The following is a 25450-nucleotide window of genomic DNA, read 5'->3' as shown; positions in this document are numbered from 1 at the left end:
GTCACAGCCACCCCCAGCGGCGGAACAGCAGCAGTTGCACCAGCAGGGTGGCGATACACGCCGCCATCACGCCCCAGAAGGCGAACGGGTGGTCAGCCGCCGGGATGCCGGCCACGTTCATGCCCAGCAGGCCGGTCAGGAACGTCAGCGGCAGGAACACGGTCGCCACCACCGTAAGCGCCCGATTGGTCCGCTCGCCCCGCGCCATGGAACGGGCACGAATTTCGTCCATCAGCACCACGGCACTTTCCTTGCTGACGTCGATGTCGTCCAGAAACCGGCGCAGAAGCGCGCTGCTTTCGTGGATTTCCCGACGGTCGTGCTCCTCGAACCAGGCAGGTGCCTCGCGGGCGATTGCCTCCAGGGCGATATGCTGCGGCCCCATGTGCCGTTTCAAAGCCAGGCAGTCGCGCCGGATGGCGGTGATGCCCTCCAGCACGTCGTCGGCCTTGCCACCAGTCCCGTCGCTGGCGAACATCCGGTCGATCTGTTCGTTCATGTCGATCACCGTGCTGTTCATGTGACCGACCATCTCCTCCAGCAGCTGGGTCACCAGCGAACCCGCATCGGTCGGGGCGGCGGCAGGACCGTCGATCCGGGCGAGCACCTGGCGCGGCGCCTGCAACCGGTGACGGCGCAGCGTCAGGACGCGCCGCCCGTCGCTCCACAGCTGCATCGACACCATGTCCTCGGGCTGCGCGCCGGGGTTGAAGTTGATGGAGCGCAGGGTGGCGACGAGAGCATCGCCCTCGCGGAAGGCGCGCGGCCTTGTGTCGTCGCTGGTCAGCATTTCGGCGGTGGGTTCGGGGATGCGGAACCCCTGTTGCAGCCAGCGCTGGACGCCCGGCGCCGTGCGGTCGAGGTGCAGCCACATCACCTCCTGCGCTGTGGCGGGCGACCAGTCCTGCGCCTCTGCCCACCCGATCACACGCGCGCCGCCCTGACCATCCAGCACGCGGCCGAACAGCAGCGGTTCATCCCCCGGCCTGTCCTGATTTTCGATCAACCCGCCACCTGCAAGATCCCGCTCCTCCGGCCGAAGGTTGCTGCCTGTTCCACTGCGCATTTCCTAAAGATTTGCGCCGTGCTAGCTAGCGGGGCATGAAACAAGTCGCAAATCGGCAACGTGCGCCTCATATCGCTTGCGAGCAGGGCGGCCGCATGGGCTGCGGCTTTTTTGCTCCTGGACAGTGTAACATGCGGTCCAAGTGCCTTTCAGGTGAGACGAACGGATGAGTGCAATCAGACCCTGGCGCACGATTGAGCGGCGCCCATGCCGGCAGATCATGGTCGGCAACGTGCCGGTCGGCGGAGATGCGCCGATCACCGTGCAGACCATGACCAACACGCCGACAGAGGATGCGGTCGCCACCATCAACCAGATCCGCCGGTGCGAGGATGCAGGCGCCGACATCATCCGCGTGTCCTGCCCGACCGAGGAGGCGAGCCGCGCGTTCCGGCTGATCACCCGCGCGGCGCGGGTGCCGATCGTCGCCGACATCCACTTCCACTACAAACGCGCGCTGGAGGCGGCGGACGCGGGCGCAGCGTGCCTGCGCATCAACCCCGGCAACATCGGCTCGCCCGAGCGGGTGGCCGAGGTGGTTCGCGCGGCCAAGGCGAACGGATGCGCCATCCGCATCGGGGTCAACGCCGGCAGCCTCGAGAAGCACTTGCTCGAAAAATACGGCGAACCGTGTCCCGAAGCGCTGATCGAAAGCGCGCTCGACCACATCAAGCTGCTGCAGGACCACGATTTCCACGAATACAAGGTGGCGGTGAAGGCCAGCGACGTGTTCCTTGCGGTCGCCGCCTACCACGGCCTTGCCGACGCGGTGGATTGCCCACTGCATCTCGGCATCACGGAAGCGGGCGGCTTTGTCGGCGGCACGGTCAAGAGCGCCATCGGCATCGGCTCGCTCCTGTGGGCCGGGATCGGCGACACCATCCGGGTCAGCCTGTCGGCCGAACCGGAACAGGAGGTGAAGGTCGGGTTCGAGATCCTGAAGTCGCTGGGCCTCAGGACGCGCGGGGTGCGGGTCGTGTCCTGCCCGTCCTGTTCGCGCCAGGGGTTCGACGTCATCCGCACGGTGGAAGCGCTGGAAAAGCGGCTGGAGCATATCAAGACGCCGCTTTCGCTTTCCGTGCTGGGCTGCGTGGTCAACGGCCCTGGCGAAGCGCGCGAAACCGACATCGGCATCACCGGCGGCGGCAAGGGCCGGCACATGGTCTATCTGTCGGGCGTTACCGACCACCATGTCGCGGATGACGGCATGATCGACCACATCGTCCGGCTGGTGGAGGCCAAGGCAGCAGAGATCGAAGCCGGGATGAGCGACGCGGGCGACGCGGACGGGATGGGCGTGGCCGCCGAATGAGTGTGCTGCGCCGGTTCGCCGCCGTGCTGCGCGACGGAGTGCGCATCTGGTGGCTGGCGCCGGTCATTCCGCTGCTGATCGTGCTGCCTGAATTTGCGCAGCACGTGGCAGAGATCCGGCTGGGCATGTTCGACGGCGGCGAGATCGCGCGGGCGGCGGCGAGCGATCCCGCCCGCTGGGTCTTCGGTTACACCAAGATCGCCGGCCTTCTGCTGGCCATCCTTGCCACCATCCGCTGCTGGGGCAGTCACGGTCGCCCGCAGCGATGGTGGAATCTGCGCGATGTGCGGTGGAGCGCGGTGGCCCTGGCGCTCCTGCTCATCGCGCTGAGCGCCGTGCCGGGATGGCTGGTAGAGCCGGTGCTCGGCGACCCGTGGACCCCGGTCATCGACGTTGTGCTGATGCTGGCCGCGCTTCCCTCGCTGGTGTTGCTGGTGGCGGGTTTGGCGGGCGATCGGGACGTGACGCTGCGCGCGGCCTTTGCCACCCGCGCCGGCTGGCTGTCCGCCTTGCGCATGATCGTGTTCGCTGCGGCGGTGTGGACGCCCCTGCAATGGCTGCACGGCGCAAACCACCGCTGGGCGATGGGCGCGGCCGAACCGGTGGTGTGGGCGCTGATGGTGTGGGACAGCCTGGTCGTCGGTCTGCTCGCGACCATGGCGGGAACCGCGCTGCACCATGGCTGGCGACTGCCCGAGGGGCGACGAAGCGGTGTGCTGGCGGCAGCCTGACCCGTGCTGCACGTCGTTCACCACGCGGACTATGTCGCCCCCGAACCGGCACGCGGCACATTCCGCTTCGACAAGTACCAGGCGGTCATGGTCGCGCTGCGGGCGAGCGGCCGGCCGCTGACCGAACACGCGCCCCAGCCGATGCCGCGCCGCTGGCTGGAGGCGGTGCATGATCCCGCATATGTGGACGAAGTGCTGAACGCGGCCGTCGCGCCGGCCAAGGAACGGCGGATCGGCTTTCCGGTAACGCCGCACATCGCCGCGCGCGTGCAGCACACCAATGGCGGCACCTGGCTGGCGGCCCGCCTGGCGCTGCGGCATGGCTATGCCGCGAACTCGGCTGCGGGCAGTCATCACGCGCTGCATGACACGGGCGCCGGGTATTGCGTGTTCAACGATCTGGCAGTGGCCGCGCACCGGCTGATCGCGGAAGGAAGTGCGCGGCGCATTCTTGTCGTCGATCTCGACGTGCATCAGGGCGATGGCACCGCATCGCTGATGGCCGGACGGCCTGACGTGTTCACGTTCTCGATGCACGCGGCCAAGAACTTTCCGGTGCGCAAGGCGCGGTCCGACCTGGATGTGGGGCTGGAGGACGGAACCGGCGATGCCGCTTACCTTGCGCAGCTCGCACGGCACCTGCCGCCCCTGCTCGACCGTTTCCGACCGGACCTGGTGCTGTATCAGGCCGGCGTTGATCCGCATCAGGACGATCGGCTCGGCCGGCTGGCACTGACCGACGCCGGCCTTGCGGCGCGCGACCGCATGGTCATTCGCGAGGCGCGCGAACGCGGTGTGCCTGTGGCATCTGCGCTGGGCGGCGGATACGGCTGCGATCCGATGGTGGTCGGGCGCCGCCATGCCGCGTCCATGCTGGCGATGGCCGAAGAGAACGCCCGCTATTGCGCGCGCCCTCCGGTCCGGGCGGTTTAGGCTTGCTTAACCGGCCCGGCGTAACACCGGGCGGCCATGCTGAACCGTACCATCGTCATCGCCCTTCTCGTGTTCGGAGCGGCGCTGCTTCTGGTGCCGCGCGCGGAGGGTGACGGGAATGCCGCTCCGGCCCGTGATGCTCCGGCGGATGCCGCTGCGCCCAAAGATACCAGCGGAGCGGCGCGGACCGCTGGTGCCGGCAAGACGGTCCTGCCGCGCGCGGCGGACGGCCACTATTACGCCGATGTGCGGGTGGGCAGCCGAACGGCAAACATGCTCGTCGACACCGGCGCCAGCATTGTCGCACTGACCGGCGACGATGCGCGGGCCCTGGGCCTATCGTGGCGATCGGCCGATCTGCAGGTGATCGGCCAGGGGGCAGGGGGAAACGTCCTCGGGGTGCCGGCCGTCCTGCCGGAGGTTGAAGTGGACGGTCACCGCGTCCGCAATGTCCAGGCGGCAATCATCCCCGATGGGTTGCATGTGTCACTGCTGGGCCAGAGCTTCCTTGGCGGGATTGGCCGGGTCGAGATCGAAAACGGCCGCATGGTGCTGGGCAGCAGTTGAACTGGGTCAGCGTCAGGGACGCGTGCCCGGAAAGTAGATGTCGATGTAATCCGTCAGGTCATCGCACCATTCGAAATCGCGCAGGCGCCAATACGGACGGTTCTGTGTCACTGCGAAGCGCCAGTCCGCCCGCTCCGCCGAGCAGGTGCGCCCCCTGTCGGGCGTATTTACAATGTCGATCCGTCCCGCGAAGGTGAAATAGTCGCTGCCGATCTCCGTCACCCGCCCGGTCACATACAACGATCCCGGCCCGTTTACTTCCACTTGCGAGGCAGTGAGGTGTACGACGCCGCCCTCTTCCCGCACGAATGCCGAGCCGCGCTGATTCCAGCCGATCCATTGCAGGGTGACGCCCGCGTTGTTCAACAGCCGGTCGAGAGCCGCGGCGTCGCGAACGATCGCGCGTCCGTCGGAAGCGGCCACCTGCGTCCCGGCCGGAGATGCCGGAGCGGTGGCGAGCGAAGGAGAGGATGCACACCCGGCCATCAGCAGCGCTGCAGCGCAAGCCGCTGCATCATAAACTCGCCGCACTGCTGTCTCCTCCCATCATCAACGGCTGCAAACTGTTCATGCGTCTGGCAGGACAGTATGCTATGGCGGGTTAATGTTTCATACCATCGTCCATCGGCGTGGCTTTCTCAAGGCAGCCGCGGTTGCCGGTGCCGCACTGTCGGCCGCCCCGGCCACCCTCGCCACACCCTCTTACGCCGCGCCCAGCACACTGTCTCCTCGCGACCGGCGCCTCTTCGCCATTGCTCACGACCAGCTGGAACGCCTCGGCAGCGCCATTCCCATGCGCGATGTGGTCGCCATCGTCGACTATGGCCACCATTCCGCCAAGGAGCGGCTGCATTTCCTGTCGTTCGAAATGAACAAGGTTCGCTCCTTCCGGGTCACCCACGGCCAAGGGTCGGATCCCGATCATGATGGCTGGCTGAAATCCTACTCCAACGCCAACGGTTCCCTCGCCACCAGCCGCGGCGCGTATCGCACGGGCGAGGTTTACGAGGGCAAGTACGGCACTTCCTTCCGCCTCGACGGGCTCGACCCGACCAACAGCAATGCCCGCCCGCGTGCGATAGTGGGTCATGCGGCCGATTATGCACGCGCCAGCCACGTAGAGCGGCACGGAAAGCTTGGCCGATCCTTTGGCTGTTTCGCCATGGACCCGGCTGATTTTGGTCACGCGATCAACCTGCTGCCCGAGGGCAGGCTGCTGCTGGCGGACAGCTTCGGGGTGAACGCCAGCGGTGACCTGGCAACCCTGCTGCCGGGCGGACTGCGCCCGCTGATGCCGGACAAGGCGTATGGGCGGGAAAGGATGCTGCCGGGGGTTTACTGACCCGGAGAGAGCGCGCCGCGACAATATAGCACCATACTGGTGTGCGCTGGGCAATCGTTCGAGTTACGTCGAACTATTTGTTGACCAAGATGCCCTGATCGAATAGTTCCATTGGTATGGAAATGACGGCCAGCTCAGCGGTTGAAGCACTTGGCGCGCTGGCGCAGGATCATCGGCTGACCCTGTTCCGCCTGTTGGTTCAGGCGGGGGCGCAAGGCATGTCCGCCGGCGCAGTAGCACAGCAACTCGGCGTCCCGAACTCGTCGCTGTCGTTCCATCTGTCGCACCTGACGAGAGCGGGGCTGATCCGGCAGCGACGGGAAGGTCGCTCGCTCATCTATACGGCTGACTACCATGCCATGAACGCGCTGGTCGCTTACCTGCTGGAAAACTGCTGTGGAGGCGCAGCCTGCGACTCCGACTTCCCGGTCAACAATCACGCCAGCCGGTCTGAGGGAAAGGATTGCTGATGAAACGCCTGCACGTCCACGTCGGAGTGGAAGATCTCCATCTGTCTGTGCGGTTCTACTCCACCCTTTTCGGTGCTGAACCCACTGTTACAAAAGCCGATTACGCGAAATGGATGCTGGACGACCCCAGGGTAAATTTCGCCATTTCCTCCGGCAACCCGCACAAGGGAGTGGAGCATCTCGGCATCCAGGTCGAGAATGCGGATGAACTGGAGGAGGTCTACGGCCGCCTGAAGGCCGCCGATCGACCGGTCGTTGAGGAGGGCGCCACGACCTGCTGCTACGCCAGATCGCAAAAGAGCTGGATCGCCGATCCGCAAGGTGTGGTGTGGGAAACATTCTTCACCAATGGCGCATCCACAGTTTATGGCGATAGCCCCGATCTTGTGGCTCTAAAGGCGAATGGAAACGCGGCGAACTGCTGCACCCCTGACTCCTCCTCCTCGGAGCGCGGCTTGTGAGCGTCACCATCTACCATAACCCGTCGTGCGGAACGTCGCGCAACACGCTGGCACTGATACGCGCGACCGGCATCGAGCCGGAAGTGATCGAGTATCTGAAAACCCCCCCATCGCGCGGGGAACTTGGTTCGCTGCTGGCGCGCATGAATATCACGGCCCGCGATCTCCTGCGGCGAAAGGGCACGCCCTATGAGGAACTGGGCCTCGACGACCCAAATCTTACCGAGGAGATATTGCTGGAGAGGATGGTGGAGCATCCGATCCTCATCAACCGGCCAATAGTCGTGACGGATCGTGGCGCAAAGCTGTGCCGGCCTTCGGAGCAGGTGCTGGAACTGCTGGACAGGCCGCTCTACGACGATTTCGTCAAGGAAGATGGGGACGTCGTGAGGGCAAATGGCTGAACCCGCTGGCAAAGCCAATGCACTGGGCCTGTTCGAGAAATGGCTCTCGCTGTGGATAGCATTGGCGATAGGCACCGGGCTGCTTCTGGGCAATGTGGCGCCCGATGCGTTCGGCGCGTTGGCCAGACTGGAATACGCGTCGGTCAACTTCGCGGTGGCGGTGCTGATCTGGGCCATGATCTACCCGATGATGATTGCGGTCGATTTTGCCAGCCTGCGTCAGATTGGCCAGCGTCCCAAGGGGCTCGTGCTTACCGTAGTGGTAAACTGGCTGGTCAAGCCGTTCACCATGGCCGGGCTGGCCGTGTTGTTCTTCGAAGTGATCTTCGCCGATCTGATCGCGCCGGCAGACGCCCAGCAGTACATTGCCGGCCTGATCCTGCTCGGCGCGGCGCCGTGCACGGCAATGGTGTTCGTGTGGTCGCAGATGACGCGGGGAGATCCCGCCTATACCCTGGTTCAGGTGTCGGTAAACGACATCATCATGGTGTTCGCCTTTGCCCCCATCGTCGCGTTGTTGCTGGGGGTCACAGATATCGCGGTGCCGTGGGAGACATTGTTGCTTTCCACCGTCCTGTATGTGGTTGTGCCGCTAGTAGCGGGGGTGATAACCCGGCGGTTGCTGCTTCCCCCGGGCGGAGCCGACGATGCTCCCGTGCGCCAGTTCATTGCTCGGCTGAAACCGCTTTCGGTCGTTGGACTGCTGTTGACGGTGGTGCTGCTGTTTGGCTTTCAAGGTCAGGTGATCGCTTCGCGGCCGCTGCTCATCGCGCTCATTGCCGTGCCTATAATCATTCAAAGCTACGCGATCTTTTTTGTCACCTACGCGGCAGCCTGGGCATGGCGGGTGCCGTTCCCCATTGCTGCGCCATGCGCGCTCATCGGCACGTCCAACTTTTTCGAACTGGCAGTCGCCGTGGCCATTGGGCTGTTCGGGCTTGGCAGCGGGGCGGCTCTGGCCACGGTGGTGGGTGTGCTGGTTGAAGTGCCTGTCATGCTGTCGCTGGTTGCTTTCGCAAACGCCACGCGCCGCCGTTTTCCGGACTAGCCCGCTTGTGAGGAGTGCCGGGCGGTCAGCGGACCGTTAGGCACCCCGCCGTTCACCCCGGTGGGGTACGCCGCCTGCAGAGCGGCCGGTTTAAAGAAGCAGACACGTGACCGGTGCGCCAACTGCCGCTAACGGCAACAATGTGCGCCGCGATCACCCCCTTGTGCCAATCCTCGTCACGCTAATTGGGGTAGGGCTGTTTTCCGCGATGGACGCAGCGATCAAGGCGGCGGCGCTGGCAGTAGGGGCGTACAGTGCCTTCTTCATCCGCTGCGTGATCGGCCTGGCCCTTATCGCGCCGGTATGGCGGGTCACCGGCGGCCGCTGGCCGGCCAGGGCGGCGTTGCGCGTTCATCTGATCCGCGGCGTCGTGGTGGCGTTCATGGGGTGGAGTTTCTTCTTCGCGGTGGTCCGCCTGCCGCTGGCCGAGGCCATCGCCATCTCCTTCATCGCGCCCCTCGTCGCCCTGTGGCTGTCGGCCCTGATGCTGGGGGAAAAGGTCCGCCGCGAAGCGGTCATCGCGGCGCTGCTGGGGCTGGCGGGAACGCTGGTCATCGTCAGCGGACGGATCGGGCGGGAACGGATGACCGAAGATGCCGTGCTGGGCCTTGCGGCAATCATCTTTTCGGCGCTGCTGTACGCTTTCAATCTGGTGTTGCAGCGGCAACAGGCGCTGCTTGCCAAGCCGCTGGAGATCGGCCTGTTCCAGAACGGGGTGGTGGCCCTGGTCCTGCTTGGCGCCTCGCCCTGGCTGCTGCAATGGCCGCAGACGCAGCACACCTGGCTGGCGATCATCGGCGGGGCGGTCCTGGCGATCGGCGCACTGCTGTGCTTTTCGTGGGCCTACCGCCGGGCAGAGGCGCAGGCGCTGGTGCCGATCGAATACAGCGGCTTTCTGTGGGCGGCGCTGTTTGGCTGGCTTTTCTTTGCCGAGAACGTCACGGTGACGACCGCAACGGGCGCGGTGCTGATCGTGCTCGGCTGCTGGATTACCGCGCGGCCACGACGGCCGCTGGCGACCGCCGTCTGACGACCGCCGTCTGGTCGCGGATGCTAGTCCGTGATGCGGGCTGCTTCGGCGGAAGCGGGTTCGGCGCTGACACGCTGTTCGATGAGGCCAAACGCGGCTGCGAAGCAGAGCGCTACTCCCGCAGTGGCTAAAATCACGGCCACGCGCACGGAACGGCGCGGCATGGTATTGCTGGCAGCAGACATTGACGACCCTCCACTGGTTCCGGGGCAGCTTTCCCCGGCCAGTCCACCGATTTTCCCGTGCATTGCCTAATATAAGGTTAATGCGGGCGTCAACCTGGTTCGGCGGGGCCGCAGGCTTGATTTTGCGTACACTTGCGCGCAGGGCAGCGCGCATATCACGGTGCGCCGCCGGAGCTTCCGCCGGGCGGCGCTGCCAGCAAAGCAGATACGAAGGATCCTTGCGCATGACCCAGGTCGGCACCGACACCCTAGCCACCCGCTCCACCCTGGAAGTTAACGGCAAGAGCTACACCTATTACTCACTGCGCAAGGCGGCGGAGCGACTGGGCGATGTATCGCGCCTGCCCATCACGCTGAAGGTCCTGCTGGAAAACATGCTCCGGTTCGAGGACGAAGGCTTCACCGTGGGGCAGGAACACGCACAGGCGCTGGTGGACTGGCAAAACAACCCTGCGACCGGGAAGGAAATCCAGTTCCGCCCTGCGCGCGTCCTGCTGCAGGATTTCACCGGGGTGCCCTGCGTCGTCGACCTTGCCGCGATGCGCGATGCCATCAAGGCGCTGGGGGGCGATACCACGCGGATCAACCCGCAGGTGCCCGTCGATCTCGTTATAGACCATTCTGTCATGGTGGACGAATTCGGTCACCCCAAGGCGATGCAGGCCAACATGGACCTGGAATACGCCCGCAACGCGGAACGCTACGACTTCCTGAAATGGGGTTCAAAGAGCTTCCAGAACTTTTCCGCCGTGCCACCCGGCACCGGCATCTGCCACCAGGTGAACCTGGAATATATCGCGCGGGGCGTATGGTCGTCGCAGGCACCTGACGGCAACCTTGTCGCCTATCCCGACACTTGCGTGGGCACGGACAGCCACACCACGATGGTCAACGGCCTGGGCGTGCTGGGCTGGGGCGTTGGCGGGATCGAGGCCGAGGCGGCCATGCTGGGCCAGCCGATTTCGATGCTGATCCCGCAGGTTGTAGGTTTCCGTCTGGACGGCCGCCTCGCAGAAGGCGTCACTGCCACCGATCTGGTGCTCACCTGCGTCAAGATGCTGCGCGACATCGGAGTGGTGGGCAGCTTTGTCGAATTCTACGGCCCAGGCGTTGCCAATCTTTCGCTGGCGGACCGGGCGACGATTGCCAACATGGCCCCCGAATACGGTGCGACCTGCGGCTTCTTCGGCATAGACGAAAAGACGCTTGATTATCTGCGCCTGACCGGCCGGGACGAGGACACGATTACCCTGGTGGAGGCGTACAACCGGGAACAGGGGCTGTGGTTCGACCCCGCGCACGAGCCGGTGTTCACCCGCACGCTCGAACTCGACATGGGTAGTGTGGTGCCGTCGCTGGCGGGACCGAAGCGGCCGCAGGACCGCGTTGCGTTGCCGCAGGTGGATGAACTGTTCAATGCCGAGCTCAAGACGGTGTACGGCAAGGCAGCGGCCAAGCGGGTCGAGGTGGAGGGCCGCGACCACAAGATCGGTGATGGCGACGTCGTGATCGCCGCCATCACCTCGTGCACCAATACCTCCAATCCTGACGTGCTGATCGCTGCGGGGCTTGTGGCCAAGAAGGCGCGGGAGCGCGGCCTGAAGCCCAAGCCGTGGGTCAAGACCAGCCTTGCGCCCGGCAGCCAGGTCGTCACCGACTACCTCATCAAGTCCGGACTTCAGGACGACCTTGATGCCATGGGCTTTGACCTCGTGGGCTACGGCTGCACCACCTGCATCGGTAACTCCGGACCGCTTCCGGGGCCTATCAGCCAGGCCATCAACGGCAACGACATCGTAGCGGCCTCTGTCCTGTCGGGTAACCGGAACTTTGAAGGCCGCGTATCGCCTGATGTGCGCGCCAACTTCCTCGCATCGCCGCCGCTGGTGGTCGCCTACGCGATCAAAGGCACGGTGACGGAGGACATCACCAGTACTCCGCTGGGGCAGGACCAGCAGGGTCGCGATGTGATGCTGGCCGATGTGTGGCCATCCAATCTCGAGATCGCGGACCTGCGCGCGGCCAACATCGACCGCTCCATGTTCACCAGCCGCTATGCCAACGTGTACGACGGGGACGAGCACTGGCGCGCCATCACCGTCACCGCGTCTGACACCTATCAGTGGCGCGCGGGTTCCACCTACATCGCCAATCCGCCGTTTTTCGACGGCATGGAGATGACCCCCTCCCCGGTGCTCGACATCACCGATGCCCGTCCGCTTGCCATTCTGGGCGACAGCGTCACGACCGACCACATCAGCCCGGCCGGCTCGATCAAGGAAGACTCGCCTGCTGGCGAGTATCTGAAGAGCCACCAGGTCGCCCGCGCCGACTTCAACTCCTACGGCAGCCGGCGCGGGAACCACGAAGTGATGATGCGCGGCACATTCGCCAACATCCGCATCAGGAACGAAATGGTGCCAGGGGTGGAAGGCGGTTACACCCTGTACAAGGGCGGACGCATGCCGATCTACGATGCCGCCATGCGCCACCAGGCCGATGGCACGCCGCTGGTCGTCATCGCAGGCAAGGAGTACGGCACGGGCTCCAGCCGCGATTGGGCGGCGAAGGGCACCGCGCTGCTCGGCGTGCGGGCAGTGATAGTCGAAAGCTTCGAGCGCATCCACCGCTCCAACCTTGTCGGCATGGGCGTCCTGCCGCTGCAATTCCGCGAGGGCGAGAGCCGGGCGACACTGGGCCTCAAGGCCGACGACAGCTTCACCATCCGGGGCGTCGCCGACCTCCAGCCGGGGCAGCAGGTGGAGGTCGCCGTGACCCGCGGCGACGGCACCGGGTTCACCTTTACCACCCTGTGCCGCATCGACACGCCTAACGAGCTGGAGTATTTCCGCCATGGCGGGATCCTGCCCTACGTGATCCGCAAACTGGCTGCTTGATGGTTGAACCGGAAGTCGCCGGCCTGGCCGGGCGACGGTTCGCAAGACCGGAACTGCGCGCACGGGGTCAGGGTTAAGGGGACGGCTAGTTATCAGATCGGCGCTGCCTGTGTCGAACGAGGAGAGTTGGGTAATGCGTGTTCTTCTGCTTGCCGCGGCGGCCATTCTTGTTCCGGGGTGCGCCTCGACCGATGCTCAGGTTGCTTCACCCAGTGCCGTTTCGACGGCGGAGGCGCGGGTTGCCACCCTCTCCGCGCCGCAGTTAAAGGCGTTGGTCGACTCGGGACAGGTGGTGCTGATCGACGTACGGACCCCTTACGAATTCGCCGACGGGCGGATTGCCGGGGCGCTCAACATGCCGCTTACTCACTTTGATGCGGCGGCCATTCCGGACGATCGGTCGCGGGAAATCATCCTGTACTGCGGCACGTCACGTCGATCGCAGGAGGCGGCAGAGAAGCTTGCGGCTGTCCGCGGCGGTGTCGTGCGGCACCTGGCGGGAGGCTTTGGCGCATGGACGACTGCCGGATATGCATCCATCGCCAACCAGCCCGCGGACGATCCCCGCCGCCGCTAGGACCGGTAACGCTCTGCCGCGCAACCGCGCCGCCGGGTCGATCCCGCGATGCATCACTCGACGTCGCACGTGCCAGGAGCGGGAGGCGTTACGCGCCGGAAAGATTTGCCATCGCCCGAACGAGCACGGGAGATGGCGGTCCAATGGCCGCCGTGCGCACCCCTTCCGCTGACCCAAGCTACGCCGTCTCCCGCACCTTGCCCGCGAAGCTCTTGCGCAGCTTCTGCAGCTTGGGCGGGATCACCGCGAGGCAATACGGGTTCCGCTGGCCTTCGCCTTCCCAGTATTCCTGGTGGTAATCCTCGGCCGGATACCACTCGGCCGGGCCTTCGATCGTCGTCACCGCCATGGCGCCATGGTCCGCGTTCCACCGACCGATCGCGGCCTCTGCCTCGGCCCGCTGCTCGTCAGACAGGGGAAAGATGGCGGAGCGGTATTGTGTGCCGACATCATTGCCCTGCCGGTTCAACTGCGTGGGGTCATGGGTGCCCATGAACACGTCGAGCAGATCGCCATAGCTCAGCACCGCCGGATCATAGGTCACGCGGATCGCTTCGGCATGGCCGGTGGTGCCGGAACAGACTTCCTTGTAGCTGGGATTTGCCGTCTGCCCGCCGATATAGCCGCTTTCGACCTCGCTGACCCCGACCACGTCACGAAACACCGCCTCGGTGCACCAGAAACAGCCGCCAGCCACAATTGCCTGTTCGCTCATGTACAATCTCCTCTGCCCGCACAGGTAGGAAGGCCGGCGTCGCTTGTCACCGCCGCCTTGCGCGCTAAGGTGCGCGGCATCTGTTCACCGGAGAATTTCCCATGCGCCTTATCCTTGCCAGCCTGTTTGCAGCCGCTGCCATGCCAGTCGCTGCACAGCAGGCGGCGGACCATTCCGCCCATTCCGCTGTGCAGCACCAGGCGCTCGCCGGCGACAGCGCCGCCTTCCTCCGCCAGCACGGCGAGGCTCTGTCGGCGGCCATCAACCATCCCACCCGGGCCGAGGATCGCGCTCGCGACGCCTATCGCCATCCCGCTGAAACCCTCGCCTTCTGGCAGATCGCGCCGGACATGAAAGTGGGCGAGTATGCGCCGGGCGGCGGCTGGTTCTCGCGCCTGCTGGGGCATTATCTGGGCGGAGAGGGCGAGCTGGTCGGCCTGTTTTTTTCCACGAGTACAGCCGCCGACGCCGCCGGACAGGACCGGCTCCGTGCGGCCGCCGCCAAGTTCCCGGCGGATGTGGCGGGCTTCACCGGGCTGCCGGCGGACCGCTTCGCGGCCTCCACGCTGGACGGCGTTCCGGAGGCCGAGCGCGGCACTTTCGACCGGATCATTGTGCCCCGGATGATGCACAACCTTGTTGGCCGCAACATCGCCGACAGCGAACTGAAAGCCATGCGTGAACTGTTGAAGGACGACGGCATGATCGGGGTGGAGCAGCACCGCGCCCGCGCCGACGCGCCGTGGAGCTACGCCAACGGCTCCAAGGGCTACATGCGCCAGGACGACGTGATCGCAATTATGCGGCTCAACGGCTTCGAACTGGTGGGGGCTAGCGAGGTGAACGCCAATCCGCGCGATACCGCCAACCATGCCGAAGGCGTATGGGAAATGCCCCCGATCCTGCGCACCCAGCGCGAGGACCTGCGGGGGCTGGGCGAAAGCGACCGCATGACCCTGCTGTTCCGCAAGGCGAAGTAAATTGCGGGCGGTGCTGGCCGCTGCGCTGCTGCTCACGGCTTGCAGCGACACCGTGTACGATCCGCGCGGCGTCGAGCACGAGGAAACGCTCCTCTCCGTCTCCGCCATCGGCGAGGCGGAGACGCGGCCCGACCAGGCCCGGTTCCAGGCGGGCGTGAACAACTGGGCCGCCACTGCCCGCGCTGCCAGCGACGCCACGGCGGCCGACATCAACGAGATTGTCGCGGCGCTCAAGGCGCGCGGCATCACCGAGCAGGATATCCAGACCCGCGCCATCGGCGTGCAGCGGATCGACTATGGCGAGCGGCGGGGGCAGTTCCAGGCGTCCAACGTGGTCAGCGTCACCATCCGGGACGTAAACAGGGTGGGGGATGTTGTCTCCGCCGTCACCGATGCAGGCGCGAACATCGTCTCCGGACCCGACTTCCGCCAGTCCGACCCGGAAGCCGCCGCCAACTCGGCCTATGCCAACGCCTATCGCGCGGCGAGGAAGCGGGCGGAGGCGTATGCTGAGGCGGCGGATATGCAAATCGGCCGCGTTCTCACCATCCGCGACGCTGGCGGGGCGCAAGGCAGCCGTTATCTGCCGGGCGCGGTATCAGTTGCACCGCCGCCGGTGGTTGCGCCTCAGGTGCAAGGCGACGTCATGCGCCCGGTGGCGGAAGAAGGCGGCCGCGTGCTCGCCGGGCAGACGACCAGCTCGGTCGCGGTGCAGGTGGACTTCGCGCTCGTGCCCCGGTAGCGCGCCGCCTATGACCCAGCTGACCGTCGCCGCGCTGCAACTCGCCCTGGGGTCTGAGGACGAGCAGACCAATATCGCCGCCGTTGCCGCGCTGGTGGAGGAGGCTGCGGGCAAGGGCGCGCAGGTGGTGCTGCCGCCCGAACTGTTCACTGGCCCCTACTTCTGCAAGACGGAAGAGGAGGAGCTGTTCGCCCGCGCCCGCCCGACGGCGGAGCATCCCGGCGTGCTGGCGATGCAGCGGCTGGCGAACAGCCTCAAGGTCGCCATCCCCACCAGCTTCTTCGAGCGCGACGGGCACCACTATTACAACACCCTCGCCATGATCGGCCCGGATGGCGGGATCATCGGCACCTATCGCAAGAGCCACATCCCGGATGGGCCGGGTTACGAGGAGAAGTACTACTTTCGACCCGGCAACGACGGGTTCAAGGTATGGGACGTCTTCGGTGTCCGCATCGGGGTCGGCGTGTGCTGGGACCAATGGTATCCCGAATGCGCGCGGGTGATGGCGCTGATGGGGGCCGAAGTACTGTTCTACCCCACCTGCATCGGGTCCGAACCCTATGACGCGTCGTTCGACACCAGCCGCATGTGGCAGCGCGCGATGCAGGGGCATGCCGTCTCCAACTGCATGCCGGTGGTTGCTGCCAACCGCATCGGCACCGAGACCAGCAGCGCAGGGGATGGCCATACCTATTACGGCCACAGCTTCATCACCAACGAATGGGGCGACAAGATCGCCGAATTCGGGCGGGAGGAGACGGGCGTGCTGGTGGAGACGCTGGACCTCGCCACCGCTGCCAGGCACCGGGCGGGCATGGGCTTCTTCCGCGATCGGCGTCCGCAGCTGTACGGCCGCATCTGCGAGGATGTTTGAGCGGTACGCACCAGTATCTTGTCGCCCTGGGTTCGAATGAACGGCATCGCCGCTTTGGATCGCCCGAGCGGGTGGTGCGAGAAGCGGGCCGGCAGATGTCGCGGCTGGGAGAGGTGCTTGCGCTTGCCCCTGTGGCCAAGAGCGCGCCGATCGGTCCTTCGCGGCGGCGCTACGCCAATGGCGCGGCGGTGCTTGTCTCCGACCTGCCTCCGCCGGAGTTGCTGAAGGCGCTGAAGCGGCTGGAGCGTGAATTCGGCCGCAGGACCGGTGGACAGCGTTGGAGTGCGCGGGTGCTCGACTGCGATATTATTTTCTGGAATGGAGGGGCATGGCACGACCCGACGCTCACCATTCCTCACCCGATGTGCCGGCAGCGCCGGTTTGTGCTGCAACCAGCGGCGATGATCGCGCCGGAGTGGCGCGACCCGGCAACAGGTATCCGCATCCGGCATCTCCTTGCCCGCTTGACCAAGCCGCAACCCGTCCTTAGGTGGGCGGCTCCAGACCCGGCAGGGTACGTGGGCCCTTAGCTCAGTAGGTAGAGCGCGTGACTTTTAATCACTAGGTCGCTGGTTCGAGCCCAGCAGGGCTCACCACCCGTCGAAGTCACCACCCTCCCCTCACGCCGTGCATAAAGTCAGCTTCAATTGCACCCGAGGAAGAGGTGCATCGCAACCCGTTTGACCTGCCGGAATTTGTGGAACATAACGTGAACATAAATTGTTGCGAGTCCCGTCGTGAGTCATCCTGTACCCTCTCTGGCCGAACTGCGCCGCACGATCTGCGCTCTGGAAAGCGCCGGTAATCAGGAGCTTGCGACATTGCCGTTCGGCTGCGAGGCAGTAGATGAACAGCTTGTCCGGGGCGGCCTGCGTGTCGATGCTCTGCACGAGGCAACGGCTCTCGACGCCGGCTGGGCCAGCGATGCGGCCGCAACGCTGTTCCTGGCCAGCATCGCAGCACGCACCGGTCGTTCGATATTGTGGATAATCCGCACACGCGATCTGTTTGCGCCCGGACTCTACCAGATCGGACTCGCTCCGGAACGTGTGCTCTATGCCGAGGCAGGCAGTGATGCCGAACTGCTCGCCGTGATGGAGGAAGGGGTGCGTCATCGCGGTCTGGGCGCGGTGATCGGTGAGGCCAAGCGTGTACCCACCGCTGCCACCCGTCGCCTGCAACTGGCCGCGGAAGGAGGCAATACCATGGCCCTGCTCCTCAGACGTCCGTCACGCGAAGGGGCCGACTCGTTCGGCGTTCCTTCGGCGGCGGTGACGCGCTGGCGGGTGGGGTGCGCGCCCTCACCTCGCGTGGCATGGGACGGGCTTGGCCGCGCCTGCTGGCATTTGGCCTGCGCACGCCAGCGCGGTGGCAATCCTTTCGAACTTATCGTGGAGGCTGCGGATGAAACGGGTCGCCTCGCTCTACCTGCCCAACTGGCCGATCGACCGGCTGCGGCGGAGCGAGCGGCGGCACGCGCCACCGGTTGAAACCGGGGCGCGGGCCGCGTTGAACGCATTGGGAGCGGAGGCCGCGGCCGAGCGCGCGCAGCATTGTTCGGTGCCGAGGGAAGGTGGCTGGCGCCCCGGCGCACGCTGGGCGCGCAGCGATCCGGCGGGGGATACAAGCGGCCTTGCCGAAACGCGGGAAGAGGTTGCCGCTGCCATAAAGGCGCTGCCTGCCCATCGCCGCCCGCCACAACGCGAACTTGGCCGGGTCAGCCAGGCGGCCGACAATCCTTTTGGTACCGGCCCGAACCGGCGTGGTGTGCCCCCTTCACCCGAAACGACGGTTGGCGCGCCGGCGCCGCTGCAGGAACTGTCCCGCCGGACCGAAGCGGCCGAGCCGTTGTTCAGGCCGGGAACGCGCGGCTGGAGCGGTTCGGACGTGCAGACCGCAATCGATGCACTGCCTGCGCACCAGCGGCCATCCGGTCAGGAACTGTCCCGCCGCAGCGAGGTACTGGGCAGTCCGTTCCGGCCCATGCGGCCGGATGAGGCGGGGTGCAGCCTGGCGCAGCATGCCGCCATGCCGCCGGTGCAGTATCCGGGAGAAGATATGGCCGTCCGCCGGGCAATGCGCACACCCCGCCCCTCCTCGCGTGATGGGCATGGTGGAGAGGCGGCCGCCATCGCGCCGCCTTCGCTGGCGCAGTTCGCCGCCATGCCCGCAGTCCAGTATCCCGGCGAAGGTCCGCATCCGGACAATCACGGCAAGATAAGGCCAGCCGCGCCCGGCCATGGTCAGGGCCGCTTCTTTCAGACCGGCCGCACGTTGCGCAGCGTGGTGGCCAGGGTGTGCCCGGAAACCGAAACGGTTGCGGGCAGGGTGGTCCCTGCCGCAGAACCGCCGCTGGCAACGGTGCGCAAGACGGGATCGCGCGTCGAACTTGCCGCCGTGTGCCCTGCTGCACGCGCGTTGGGCATGCATCCTGGCATGGCGCTGACCATGGCGCGTGCACAGGTTCCGCAACTGGACGCCCGGCCCGCCGACGAGCAAGGCGATGCAGCCGACTTGCGGCGGCTGGCCGAACTGCTCGCCCGTCGGTGGTCTCCGGTGGTGGCGATATCGGATAGCGATGGCCTGTTCATCGATCTGACCGGGGTTGCCCACCTGCGCGGCGGAGAGAAGCAGTTCGCCGGAAGGCTGGTGCGCCTGCTCGCCCGGCATGGCTTTTGCGCGCGGGTGGCGGTGGCGGACAGCGCGGGCGCGGCCTGGGCACTGGCGCGCTATGGTGATGGCGGCGCAGTGCAGATTGCCGGAGCAGGCAGCCATGGGGAACTGCTCTCCCCGCTGCCGCCTGCCGCGCTGCGCCTCGCTCCGTCCGCTCTCGAACTGCTGGCCCGGCTTGGCGTGGACAGCGTCGGGCAGCTTGCCGCCATGCCGCGCGGCCCTCTGGTGCGCCGGTTCGGACAGGCGATTGTCGCGCGGCTTGACCAGGCGCTGGGCCATGCCCCCGAACCGCTCGATCCGGTGGCGGTGCCGCAGGCAATCGCCGTGGAGCAGCGCTTTGCCGAACCGATCGCCACGGCCGATGCGATCGAACACTGGTTGCGCCGGCTTGTTCCGCTGCTTTGCCAGGAGCTGACCGGGGCAGGGCTGGGTGCACGGTCCATTGAGGTCGCGGCCGCCCGGGTCGATGGCGTGCCGCAGCGTTTCCGTGTCGGATTGGCGCGCGCCACCCGCGATCCGCCGCACATCCTGCGCCTGATGCTGCGGCGCATCGAGGAGGTGGAGCCTGGCTTTGGCATCGATGCCCTGTCGCTGCATGTCCGCCGGTCCGAGCCGTTGGGCGCAGAACCGTTTGGCGCTGCTCTGGCCGAAGAGGCGGAACCGGACCTTGCGACATTGATCGATGCCATCGTCAACCGCATCGGCAGCGGCCGGCTGTGGCGCGCCATCCCGGTCGAAAGCGATGTGCCGGAGCGATCCTGGGGGCGGATCGCGCCGCTGGGGGATGTGGGTGAGCGCAAGGCCAAGGTGAAACAGGGTGATGTGCGCCAGCTTGATGCCCGTCCGCCCGATCATCCCTGGCACCCGCGCTGGCGGCGCCCCGTCCGCCTGCTGCGCCGTCCTGAACGGGTGGATCATGTGCTTGCCGAACTGCCCGACCAGCCGCCCCGGCGGTTCAGCTGGCGCGGTCATTCATACCGGGTGCTGCGCGCCGAAGGGCCGGAGCGCATCACGGGGGAATGGTGGCGCGATTCGGCCGAGCGGCACGCGGTGCGCGACTATTTCTGGGTGGAGGATGAAGGTGGGCAGCGGTTCTGGCTGTTCCGGCGCGGGGACGGCGTGCGCAGCGAAACGGGCGATCTCAGCTGGTATCTGCATGGCCGGTGAGCGGCCCCGGCATATTCGGGCATGACCTACTGCGAACTCCAGACCACCACTCACTTCTCGTTCCTGCGGGGCGTCTCATCCTGCGAGGAGCTGTTCGCCACCGCCGCGTGCATGGGCATGCCGGCTCTCGGCATCACCGACCGCAACTCGGTTACCGGGCTGGTCCGGGCGCTTTATGCCAGCGAACAGCTGCGTGAGAACGAAGGGCTGCATATCCGTGCCATCGCCGGCTGCCGCCTGGATCTCGTCTCTGGCGCTTCGCTGCTCGTCTGGCCGGAGGATCTCGCCGCCTGGAGCCGCCTTACCACCCTGCTCACCATCGGCAACAAGCGGGCCGATCCCAGGGCCGGTGAAAAGGGCCAGTGCTTTCTTCACTGGGACGACGTGGAAGCCCATGCCAAAGGGCTGGTGGCCGCGCTCGTGCCGGGCTGCGATGGCGCGGAAGAGATCGATCTGGGCTGGATGGCCGACATCTTCGGTGCCGACCGGGGGCATGTCTGCCTCACCCAGCGCCGTCGTCCCGACGATGCCAGACGGCTCCACCACCTCGCCCGCGCCGCCAAGCGGTTCGGCCTGACCCCGCTCGCCACCGGAGACGCGCTGTACCATCATCCCGATCGCCGGATGCTGCAGGACGTGGTGACGGCCATTCGCGAAAAGCGCACGATCGACGATCTGGGCCTGCGCCGCGAACGGTCGGCTGACCGCTGCCTTCAGCCACCAAATGAAATGGCGCGGCGCTTTGCGCGGTATCCCGAGGCGCTGGCGGCTGTTGAAGCGGTTGCGGAACGCTGCATCTTTTCCTTGCGGGAAATACGTTACCAGTACCCTGAAGAGATCGTGATGAGTGGCAGGTCGCCGCAAGAGGCGCTGGAAGCGCTGGCGCGGGCGGCGCTCAACCGGCTGTTCCGGCAGCCGCCCTTCAACGGCGTGCCTGATCAGCGTTATCTGGACCTGCTGGCCCACGAACTGCGTCTGGTCGAGCGGATGGAATACGCGCCCTACTTCCTCACGGTAAACTCCATCGTCAGCTATGCCCGCAGTCAGGGCATTCTGTGCCAGGGTCGCGGGTCGGCGGCCAATTCGCTCATCTGCTTCGTGCTCGGGATCACCTCCATCGATCCCATAGAGCACAAGCTTCTGTTCGAGCGGTTCATTTCGGAAAACCGGCGCGAACCGCCCGACATCGACATCGATTTCGAGCACGAGCGGCGCGAGGACGTCATTCAATGGATCTACGCCACCTATGGCCACAACCATGCTGCCCTGACGGCGGTTGTCAGCCGTTTCCGCGCGCGGGGTGCCGTGCGCGAAGTGGGCAAGGCACTGGGACTGCCGGAGGACATGACGGGTGCCCTGGCAGGACAGGTGTGGGGCTGGTCCGAGGAAGGCGTTGCCGATGCCCATGTGGATGCATTGAACCTTGACCGTTCGGATCCGCGCCTGGCGCTGACGCTGGAACTGGCGCGCGAGTTGATCGGCACTCCGCGCCACCTGTCACAGCATCCGGGCGGCTTTGTCCTCACCCGCGATCCGCTGCACAGCATTGTGCCGATCCAGCCCGCGGCGATGGCCGACCGCTGGGTGGTGGAATGGGAGAAGGAGGATATCGAGGAGCTCGGCCTGATGAAGGTCGACATTCTCGGGCTGGGCATGCTTGGCTGCATGCGCCGCGCGTTTGAACTGCTCCAGACGCACAAGGGCATCCGGCTGACGCTGGCCTCGCCAGAGATGCAGGTCGACGATCCCGAAACCTTTGCCATGATCCAGCGCGCCGATACGCTGGGAGTGTTCCAGATCGAAAGCCGTGCGCAGATGGCGATGCTGCCGCGCATGAAGCCCGAAACGTTCTACGACATCGCCATTCAGGTAGCGATCGTGCGGCCGGGCCCGATCCAGGGCGACATGGTCCACCCCTATCTTCGCCGCCGCGAGCAGAAGCGCCGCGACCCGGATGTGGAGTTCGAATATCCCAGCGAAAGGCTGAAGGCGGTGCTGGAAAAGACCTATGGCGTGCCGCTGTTCCAGGAGCAGGCGATGAAGGTCGCGATCGAAGGCGCCGGCTTCTCGCCCGCCCGCGCCGACGAGCTGCGCAAGGCGATGGCGACGTTCAAATACACCCAGGGGGTAGGGCAGTTCAAGGAAGAGCTGATGGCCGGCATGGCGGCAAACGGCATCAATCCCGATTTTGCCGACCGGCTGGTCAAGCAGATCGAGGGCTTCGGATCCTATGGCTTTCCCGAGAGCCATGCGGCGAGTTTCGCCAAGATCGCCTATGCCTCGTCATGGATGAAGTGCCATCACCCGGACGTGTTCTGCGCGGCGCTCCTCAATGCGCAGCCGATGGGGTTCTATGCACCTGCGCAGATCGTGCGCGACGCGCGCGAACACGGGGTGGAAGTGCACCCCGTATGCGTGAACGACAGCCTGTGGGATACCCGGTTGCTGGACGAGGCGGACGCCAGCGGCCTCCTGCCCCTCAGGCTCGGCTTCAAGATTGTCCACGGCCTTGCCGAAATCCATGCCGCCCGCATCCTGGCCGCGCGGGAGGGGCGGGCGTTCACTTCGGTGGAAGACATGTGGCGGCGTTCCGGCGTTCCCCTTGCCGCGCTGGAGAAGCTGGCGCGGGCGGATGCGTTCCATTCCCTTGGCCTTGACCGGCGACAGGCGCTGTGGGCCATAAAGGGGCTGGGCGAAAACCCGCTGCCGCTCCTTGCCTATGCCGAGCGACGGGAGCAGCCCGTGACGCTCGCCCCGCTGACCGCCGGACGCGAAGTGGTGGAGGATTACCGCGCCACCCAGCTCACCTTGCGGCAGCATCCACTCCACTTCCTGCGCGAGGAGCTGGAGGGTCGCGGCATGGTTTGCTGCGCCGATCTTGCCGGCATCAAGGATGGCCGCCGGGTCAGTCTCGCCGGGATCATTCTGGTCCGGCAGAAGCCCGGCAGCGCCAAGGGCGTGCTGTTCATCACGATGGAGGACGAGAGCGGAGTGGCCAACATCATCCTGTGGCCCGACAGGTTCGAGAAGCATCGCACCGTGGTCATGTCCTCCGCCATGATCGGCGTCGTCGGCAAGGTGCAGCGCGAGGGCGAGGTCATCCATGTCATCGCCGACCGTATCGAAGATTACACGTTCATGCTTCGCCAGCTGGGAGACTTTGATCTTCCGCGCCTTACCAGTCCGGCCGATGGCGCCACCGGCGGCGGATCGCCCGACAGCCGCGACCCGCCGCTGCGCGCAAGGCCGCGGAGCGATTACCACAAGCCCTTCCGCGAAGGCTGCGACCCGGAGGACGTGATCCCGATCAGGAGCCACGACTTTCACTAGTCCTGCACGTTCCGGCCCCGCCGGATCGAGGCCTGTGAGTGGCCTTAGCTTCCCGCCAGCCCGAATTGGCGCAGCGCCGCCTTTGCCACCGGCTCGCCCCATTCCTGCACGAAATGACCGGCGTCCTCCACCCGCATCGGTTCCGGGCAGCCGCGGATGTTCTTGCGCAGCCCCTCCATTGCCTTCGGAGTGAGCACCGGGTCCTGACAGCCGATGGCCATGAAGCTGTCGCCGGACCACTCGTGCTGCCACCAGTTGCGCGCGCGGCGGCTGATCGCTGCTCCGTCGGCGTCAGGATCGGCCGGAACGAGTTCGGGGAAACGACGCATGCCCGCCTTGTAACTGGCGTCGGGGAAGGGTGCGGCATAGGCTGCGGCTTCGGCGTCGCTGAGGATGGGGGTGGCTCGTTTCATCAGCGCCGCCACGTCCAGATCGGGCTGCGACCTGTTGTAGGCCCGCCATGCTTCGAACCCGGGACCAAGCGGCTGGTCGCCCGTCGCAAGCGACGTGTTCATCACGATGAGACGGGTGAACCGCTCCGGCCGTTCCATCGGCAGGGTCAGGCCAAGCAGGCCGCCCCAATCCTGGCACACCAGCGTCACATCCACCAGATCGAGCGCGTCGATCAACGCCAGCAGCTTTTCCCGGTGCATGGAAAAGGTGTAAAAGGCGTCGTCCGCCGGCTTGTCCGACTTTCCGAACCCGATCAGGTCGGGTGCAACCACCCGCCCCGCTGTGGCGAGGATCGGGATCATCTTGCGGTAGAGATAGGACCAGCTCGGCTGGCCATGCAGGCACAAAAAGGTCGGCCGGCGCTGCGCGGCGCGGCCTTCGTCGAGATAATGCATCCGCAGAGCCGGGACACCCGGCAGTTCGATGTAGTTCGGTGCGAAGGGATAGTCGGGCAGGTTGTCGAACCGGCTGTCAGGGGTGCGCAGAACGTCCATCGTCGCTCCTGTCCTGTTGCAGCGCCTGGGCCAGCCTGACCGTCCGTTCCGCAGCCTTGCGGTGCGGCTGGTCCAGCATCCGCCCTTCAAACCCGATCGTGCCTGCTTCCGGCTGCTCCGCGAAGGCGGACAGGATGCGACGCGCTTGTTCCAGTTCGTCCTCGCCGGGGGTGAACGCCTCGTTGATGACGGGCACCTGCGCGGGATGAATGGCCAGTCGGCCGCTGAAGCCTTCCGCCCGCGCCTGCCGGCTGGAACGGCGCAGACCCTCCTCGTCGCGAAAGTCGGCGTGCAGGGTTTCGATGGCCGGAACCGCCGCCGCGTGTGCGGCCATGAGGGTGAGGGACCGCACGAGCTTGAAGGTGAACAGCCATTCGCCATCCGCATCCCGGTTGCCGGTCGCGCCCAGCGCAGCGGCAAGGTCCTCCGCTCCCCAGGTCAGCCCCGCCAGCCTGGGCAGCGGCACCTCGGCCAGCTCACCGATCCTGAACGGCGCGCGCGCGGTTTCCGTCACCAGCGGCAGGATCGGAGTGGGAGACGTACCCGGCTCCTCCGCCTCTTCCAGCAGACGGGTCAGGCGTTCCACGTCATGCGCGCCTTCGGCCTTGGGCTGCATTATGCCATCGGGCTGCAACGGCATGACCGCGGCGAGATCATCCTGCGTCATGCCTGTGTCCAGGGCATTCACCCGGACCCACAGCCTTGGCCCTCCGCGCCGGTCCCGCCGATCTCTCAGGAAGTCCGCGGCAAGTCGCCGCGCGGCAACCTTGCGGGCCGGCGCAACCGCGTCCTCAAGGTCGATGATGACGACATCCGCCCCGCATCCGTCCACCTTGGCCAGCTTTTTCTCGCTGTCACCGGGGATGAACAGGAGAGAACGCATGGGATAGGCCGGAGAAGCGGAGACGTGCATGCCGACATTCTTAGCGTGCGCTGGCTCCGGGGCAATGCCCGCTTGTCAAAGGTGCTGCGAGAGTGAAGAGGAGTGCTCAAGGG

General features: G+C 66.0%; 24 protein-coding genes and 1 tRNA gene. 20 read left to right on the top strand and 5 right to left on the bottom strand.

Annotation, left to right across the window (positions count from 1 at the left end; translation table 11 throughout):
- Position 1: 1 nt before the first annotated feature.
- Complete coding sequence (locus LHJ54_RS02025; RefSeq protein ID WP_228242242.1) at positions 2-1066, bottom strand: CorA family divalent cation transporter; 1065 nt, start codon at positions 1064-1066, stop codon at positions 2-4.
- A 166-nt stretch (positions 1067-1232) separates the two neighbouring features.
- On the opposite strand from LHJ54_RS02025, the gene ispG reads away from it, so the two are divergent.
- The 4 genes from ispG to LHJ54_RS02005 are packed head-to-tail and all read left to right on the top strand — an operon-like array spanning position 1233 to position 4609.
- Positions 1233-2378, top strand: a complete 1146-nt coding sequence (gene ispG, locus LHJ54_RS02020) for a flavodoxin-dependent (E)-4-hydroxy-3-methylbut-2-enyl-diphosphate synthase (protein ID WP_228242239.1) — start codon at positions 1233-1235, stop codon at positions 2376-2378.
- Positions 2375-3109: a hypothetical protein gene (locus tag LHJ54_RS02015; protein ID WP_228242233.1), complete on the top strand. Its 735-nt coding sequence runs from the start codon at positions 2375-2377 to the stop codon at positions 3107-3109. Before ispG ends, LHJ54_RS02015 begins: the two co-directional genes overlap by 4 nt.
- A gap of 3 nt (positions 3110-3112) precedes the next feature.
- Entirely contained in the window at positions 3113-4042 is a 930-nt protein-coding gene (locus tag LHJ54_RS02010) for a histone deacetylase (protein WP_228242232.1), read from the top strand.
- Positions 4043-4078: 36 nt separating this feature from the next.
- Positions 4079-4609 carry a TIGR02281 family clan AA aspartic protease gene (locus LHJ54_RS02005; RefSeq protein WP_228242231.1) on the top strand — a complete coding sequence of 177 codons (531 nt, stop codon included), beginning with the start codon at positions 4079-4081 and terminating at the stop codon, positions 4607-4609.
- Between the two features lie 12 nt (positions 4610-4621).
- Here LHJ54_RS02005 and LHJ54_RS02000 read toward each other — a convergent pair whose 3' ends face one another.
- The gene (locus tag LHJ54_RS02000; RefSeq protein WP_228242230.1) at positions 4622-5140 is read right to left on the bottom strand and encodes a hypothetical protein; all 519 of its coding nucleotides are present in this window, start codon (positions 5138-5140) and stop codon (positions 4622-4624) included.
- Between the two features lie 73 nt (positions 5141-5213).
- Here LHJ54_RS02000 and LHJ54_RS01995 point away from each other — a divergent pair, with 73 nt between their 5' ends.
- The 8 genes from LHJ54_RS01995 to LHJ54_RS01960 all read left to right on the top strand — a co-directional run bounded on the left by LHJ54_RS01995 (position 5214) and on the right by LHJ54_RS01960 (position 13023).
- Entirely contained in the window at positions 5214-5951 is a 738-nt protein-coding gene (locus LHJ54_RS01995) for a murein L,D-transpeptidase catalytic domain-containing protein (protein WP_228242227.1), read from the top strand.
- Positions 5952-6073: 122 nt separating this feature from the next.
- Positions 6074-6421, top strand: coding sequence for a helix-turn-helix transcriptional regulator (locus LHJ54_RS01990; protein WP_228242225.1), 348 nt, complete (start codon positions 6074-6076; stop codon positions 6419-6421).
- On the top strand, positions 6421-6882 hold the full coding sequence (locus LHJ54_RS01985; RefSeq protein ID WP_228242214.1) for an ArsI/CadI family heavy metal resistance metalloenzyme: 462 nt from the start codon (positions 6421-6423) through the stop codon (positions 6880-6882). The genes LHJ54_RS01990 and LHJ54_RS01985 overlap by 1 nt, the downstream gene beginning before the upstream one ends.
- Positions 6879-7286: an arsenate reductase (glutaredoxin) gene (arsC, locus tag LHJ54_RS01980; protein WP_228242211.1), complete on the top strand. Its 408-nt coding sequence runs from the start codon at positions 6879-6881 to the stop codon at positions 7284-7286. Before LHJ54_RS01985 ends, arsC begins: the two co-directional genes overlap by 4 nt.
- Positions 7279-8334: an ACR3 family arsenite efflux transporter gene (gene arsB / locus LHJ54_RS01975; RefSeq protein WP_228242209.1), complete on the top strand. Its 1056-nt coding sequence runs from the start codon at positions 7279-7281 to the stop codon at positions 8332-8334. Before arsC ends, arsB begins: the two co-directional genes overlap by 8 nt.
- Before the next feature lie 106 nt (positions 8335-8440).
- The gene (locus tag LHJ54_RS12750) at positions 8441-9364 is read left to right on the top strand and encodes a DMT family transporter (RefSeq protein WP_228242206.1); all 924 of its coding nucleotides are present in this window, start codon (positions 8441-8443) and stop codon (positions 9362-9364) included.
- 409 nt (positions 9365-9773) lie between these two features.
- Positions 9774-12446: an aconitate hydratase AcnA gene (acnA, locus tag LHJ54_RS01965; RefSeq protein WP_228242197.1), complete on the top strand. Its 2673-nt coding sequence runs from the start codon at positions 9774-9776 to the stop codon at positions 12444-12446.
- A gap of 133 nt (positions 12447-12579) precedes the next feature.
- A complete protein-coding gene (locus LHJ54_RS01960) occupies positions 12580-13023 on the top strand; it encodes a rhodanese-like domain-containing protein (protein ID WP_228242195.1) in 444 nt (147 codons plus the stop codon).
- 178 nt (positions 13024-13201) lie between these two features.
- Here the strand turns inward: LHJ54_RS01960 and msrA are convergent, their stop codons facing one another.
- Positions 13202-13738 (bottom strand): peptide-methionine (S)-S-oxide reductase MsrA, encoded by a 537-nt coding sequence (gene msrA, locus LHJ54_RS01955; RefSeq protein WP_228242192.1) that lies wholly within the window; start codon positions 13736-13738, stop codon positions 13202-13204.
- A 101-nt stretch (positions 13739-13839) separates the two neighbouring features.
- Between msrA and LHJ54_RS01950 the strand changes: the two genes are divergently transcribed.
- The 8 genes from LHJ54_RS01950 to LHJ54_RS01915 all read left to right on the top strand — a co-directional run bounded on the left by LHJ54_RS01950 (position 13840) and on the right by LHJ54_RS01915 (position 23507).
- Positions 13840-14718, top strand: a complete 879-nt coding sequence (locus tag LHJ54_RS01950) for a class I SAM-dependent methyltransferase (RefSeq protein ID WP_228242189.1) — start codon at positions 13840-13842, stop codon at positions 14716-14718.
- 10 nt (positions 14719-14728) lie between these two features.
- Positions 14729-15460 (top strand): SIMPL domain-containing protein, encoded by a 732-nt coding sequence (locus LHJ54_RS01945; protein ID WP_228244263.1) that lies wholly within the window; start codon positions 14729-14731, stop codon positions 15458-15460.
- Positions 15461-15470: 10 nt separating this feature from the next.
- On the top strand, positions 15471-16337 hold the full coding sequence (gene aguB, locus LHJ54_RS01940) for an N-carbamoylputrescine amidase (protein ID WP_228242187.1): 867 nt from the start codon (positions 15471-15473) through the stop codon (positions 16335-16337).
- Positions 16334-16867, top strand: a complete 534-nt coding sequence (folK, locus tag LHJ54_RS01935; RefSeq protein ID WP_228242183.1) for a 2-amino-4-hydroxy-6-hydroxymethyldihydropteridine diphosphokinase — start codon at positions 16334-16336, stop codon at positions 16865-16867. The genes aguB and folK overlap by 4 nt, the downstream gene beginning before the upstream one ends.
- A tRNA-Lys gene (locus LHJ54_RS01930) sits at positions 16858-16933 on the top strand. Before folK ends, LHJ54_RS01930 begins: the two co-directional genes overlap by 10 nt.
- A 141-nt stretch (positions 16934-17074) precedes the next feature.
- The gene (locus LHJ54_RS01925; protein ID WP_228242182.1) at positions 17075-17827 is read left to right on the top strand and encodes an ImuA family protein; all 753 of its coding nucleotides are present in this window, start codon (positions 17075-17077) and stop codon (positions 17825-17827) included.
- Positions 17742-20177 carry a DUF6504 family protein gene (locus LHJ54_RS01920; RefSeq protein ID WP_228242180.1) on the top strand — a complete coding sequence of 812 codons (2436 nt, stop codon included), beginning with the start codon at positions 17742-17744 and terminating at the stop codon, positions 20175-20177. Before LHJ54_RS01925 ends, LHJ54_RS01920 begins: the two co-directional genes overlap by 86 nt.
- A 21-nt stretch (positions 20178-20198) precedes the next feature.
- Positions 20199-23507: an error-prone DNA polymerase gene (locus tag LHJ54_RS01915; protein ID WP_228242178.1), complete on the top strand. Its 3309-nt coding sequence runs from the start codon at positions 20199-20201 to the stop codon at positions 23505-23507.
- Positions 23508-23551: 44 nt separating this feature from the next.
- Here the strand turns inward: LHJ54_RS01915 and LHJ54_RS01910 are convergent, their stop codons facing one another.
- Complete coding sequence (locus LHJ54_RS01910; RefSeq protein ID WP_228242176.1) at positions 23552-24454, bottom strand: haloalkane dehalogenase; 903 nt, start codon at positions 24452-24454, stop codon at positions 23552-23554.
- On the bottom strand, positions 24432-25367 hold the full coding sequence (locus LHJ54_RS01905; protein WP_228242171.1) for a CoA ester lyase: 936 nt from the start codon (positions 25365-25367) through the stop codon (positions 24432-24434). Before LHJ54_RS01905 ends, LHJ54_RS01910 begins: the two co-directional genes overlap by 23 nt.
- Positions 25368-25450: the final 83 nt, after the last annotated feature.

It is taken from the genome of Porphyrobacter sp. GA68 (assembly GCF_022605525.1).
Classification (GTDB): Bacteria; Pseudomonadota; Alphaproteobacteria; order Sphingomonadales; family Sphingomonadaceae; genus Qipengyuania_B.
Note: the sequence above shows the minus strand (reverse complement) of the source record. Positions and strands in the feature narration are given on the sequence as shown.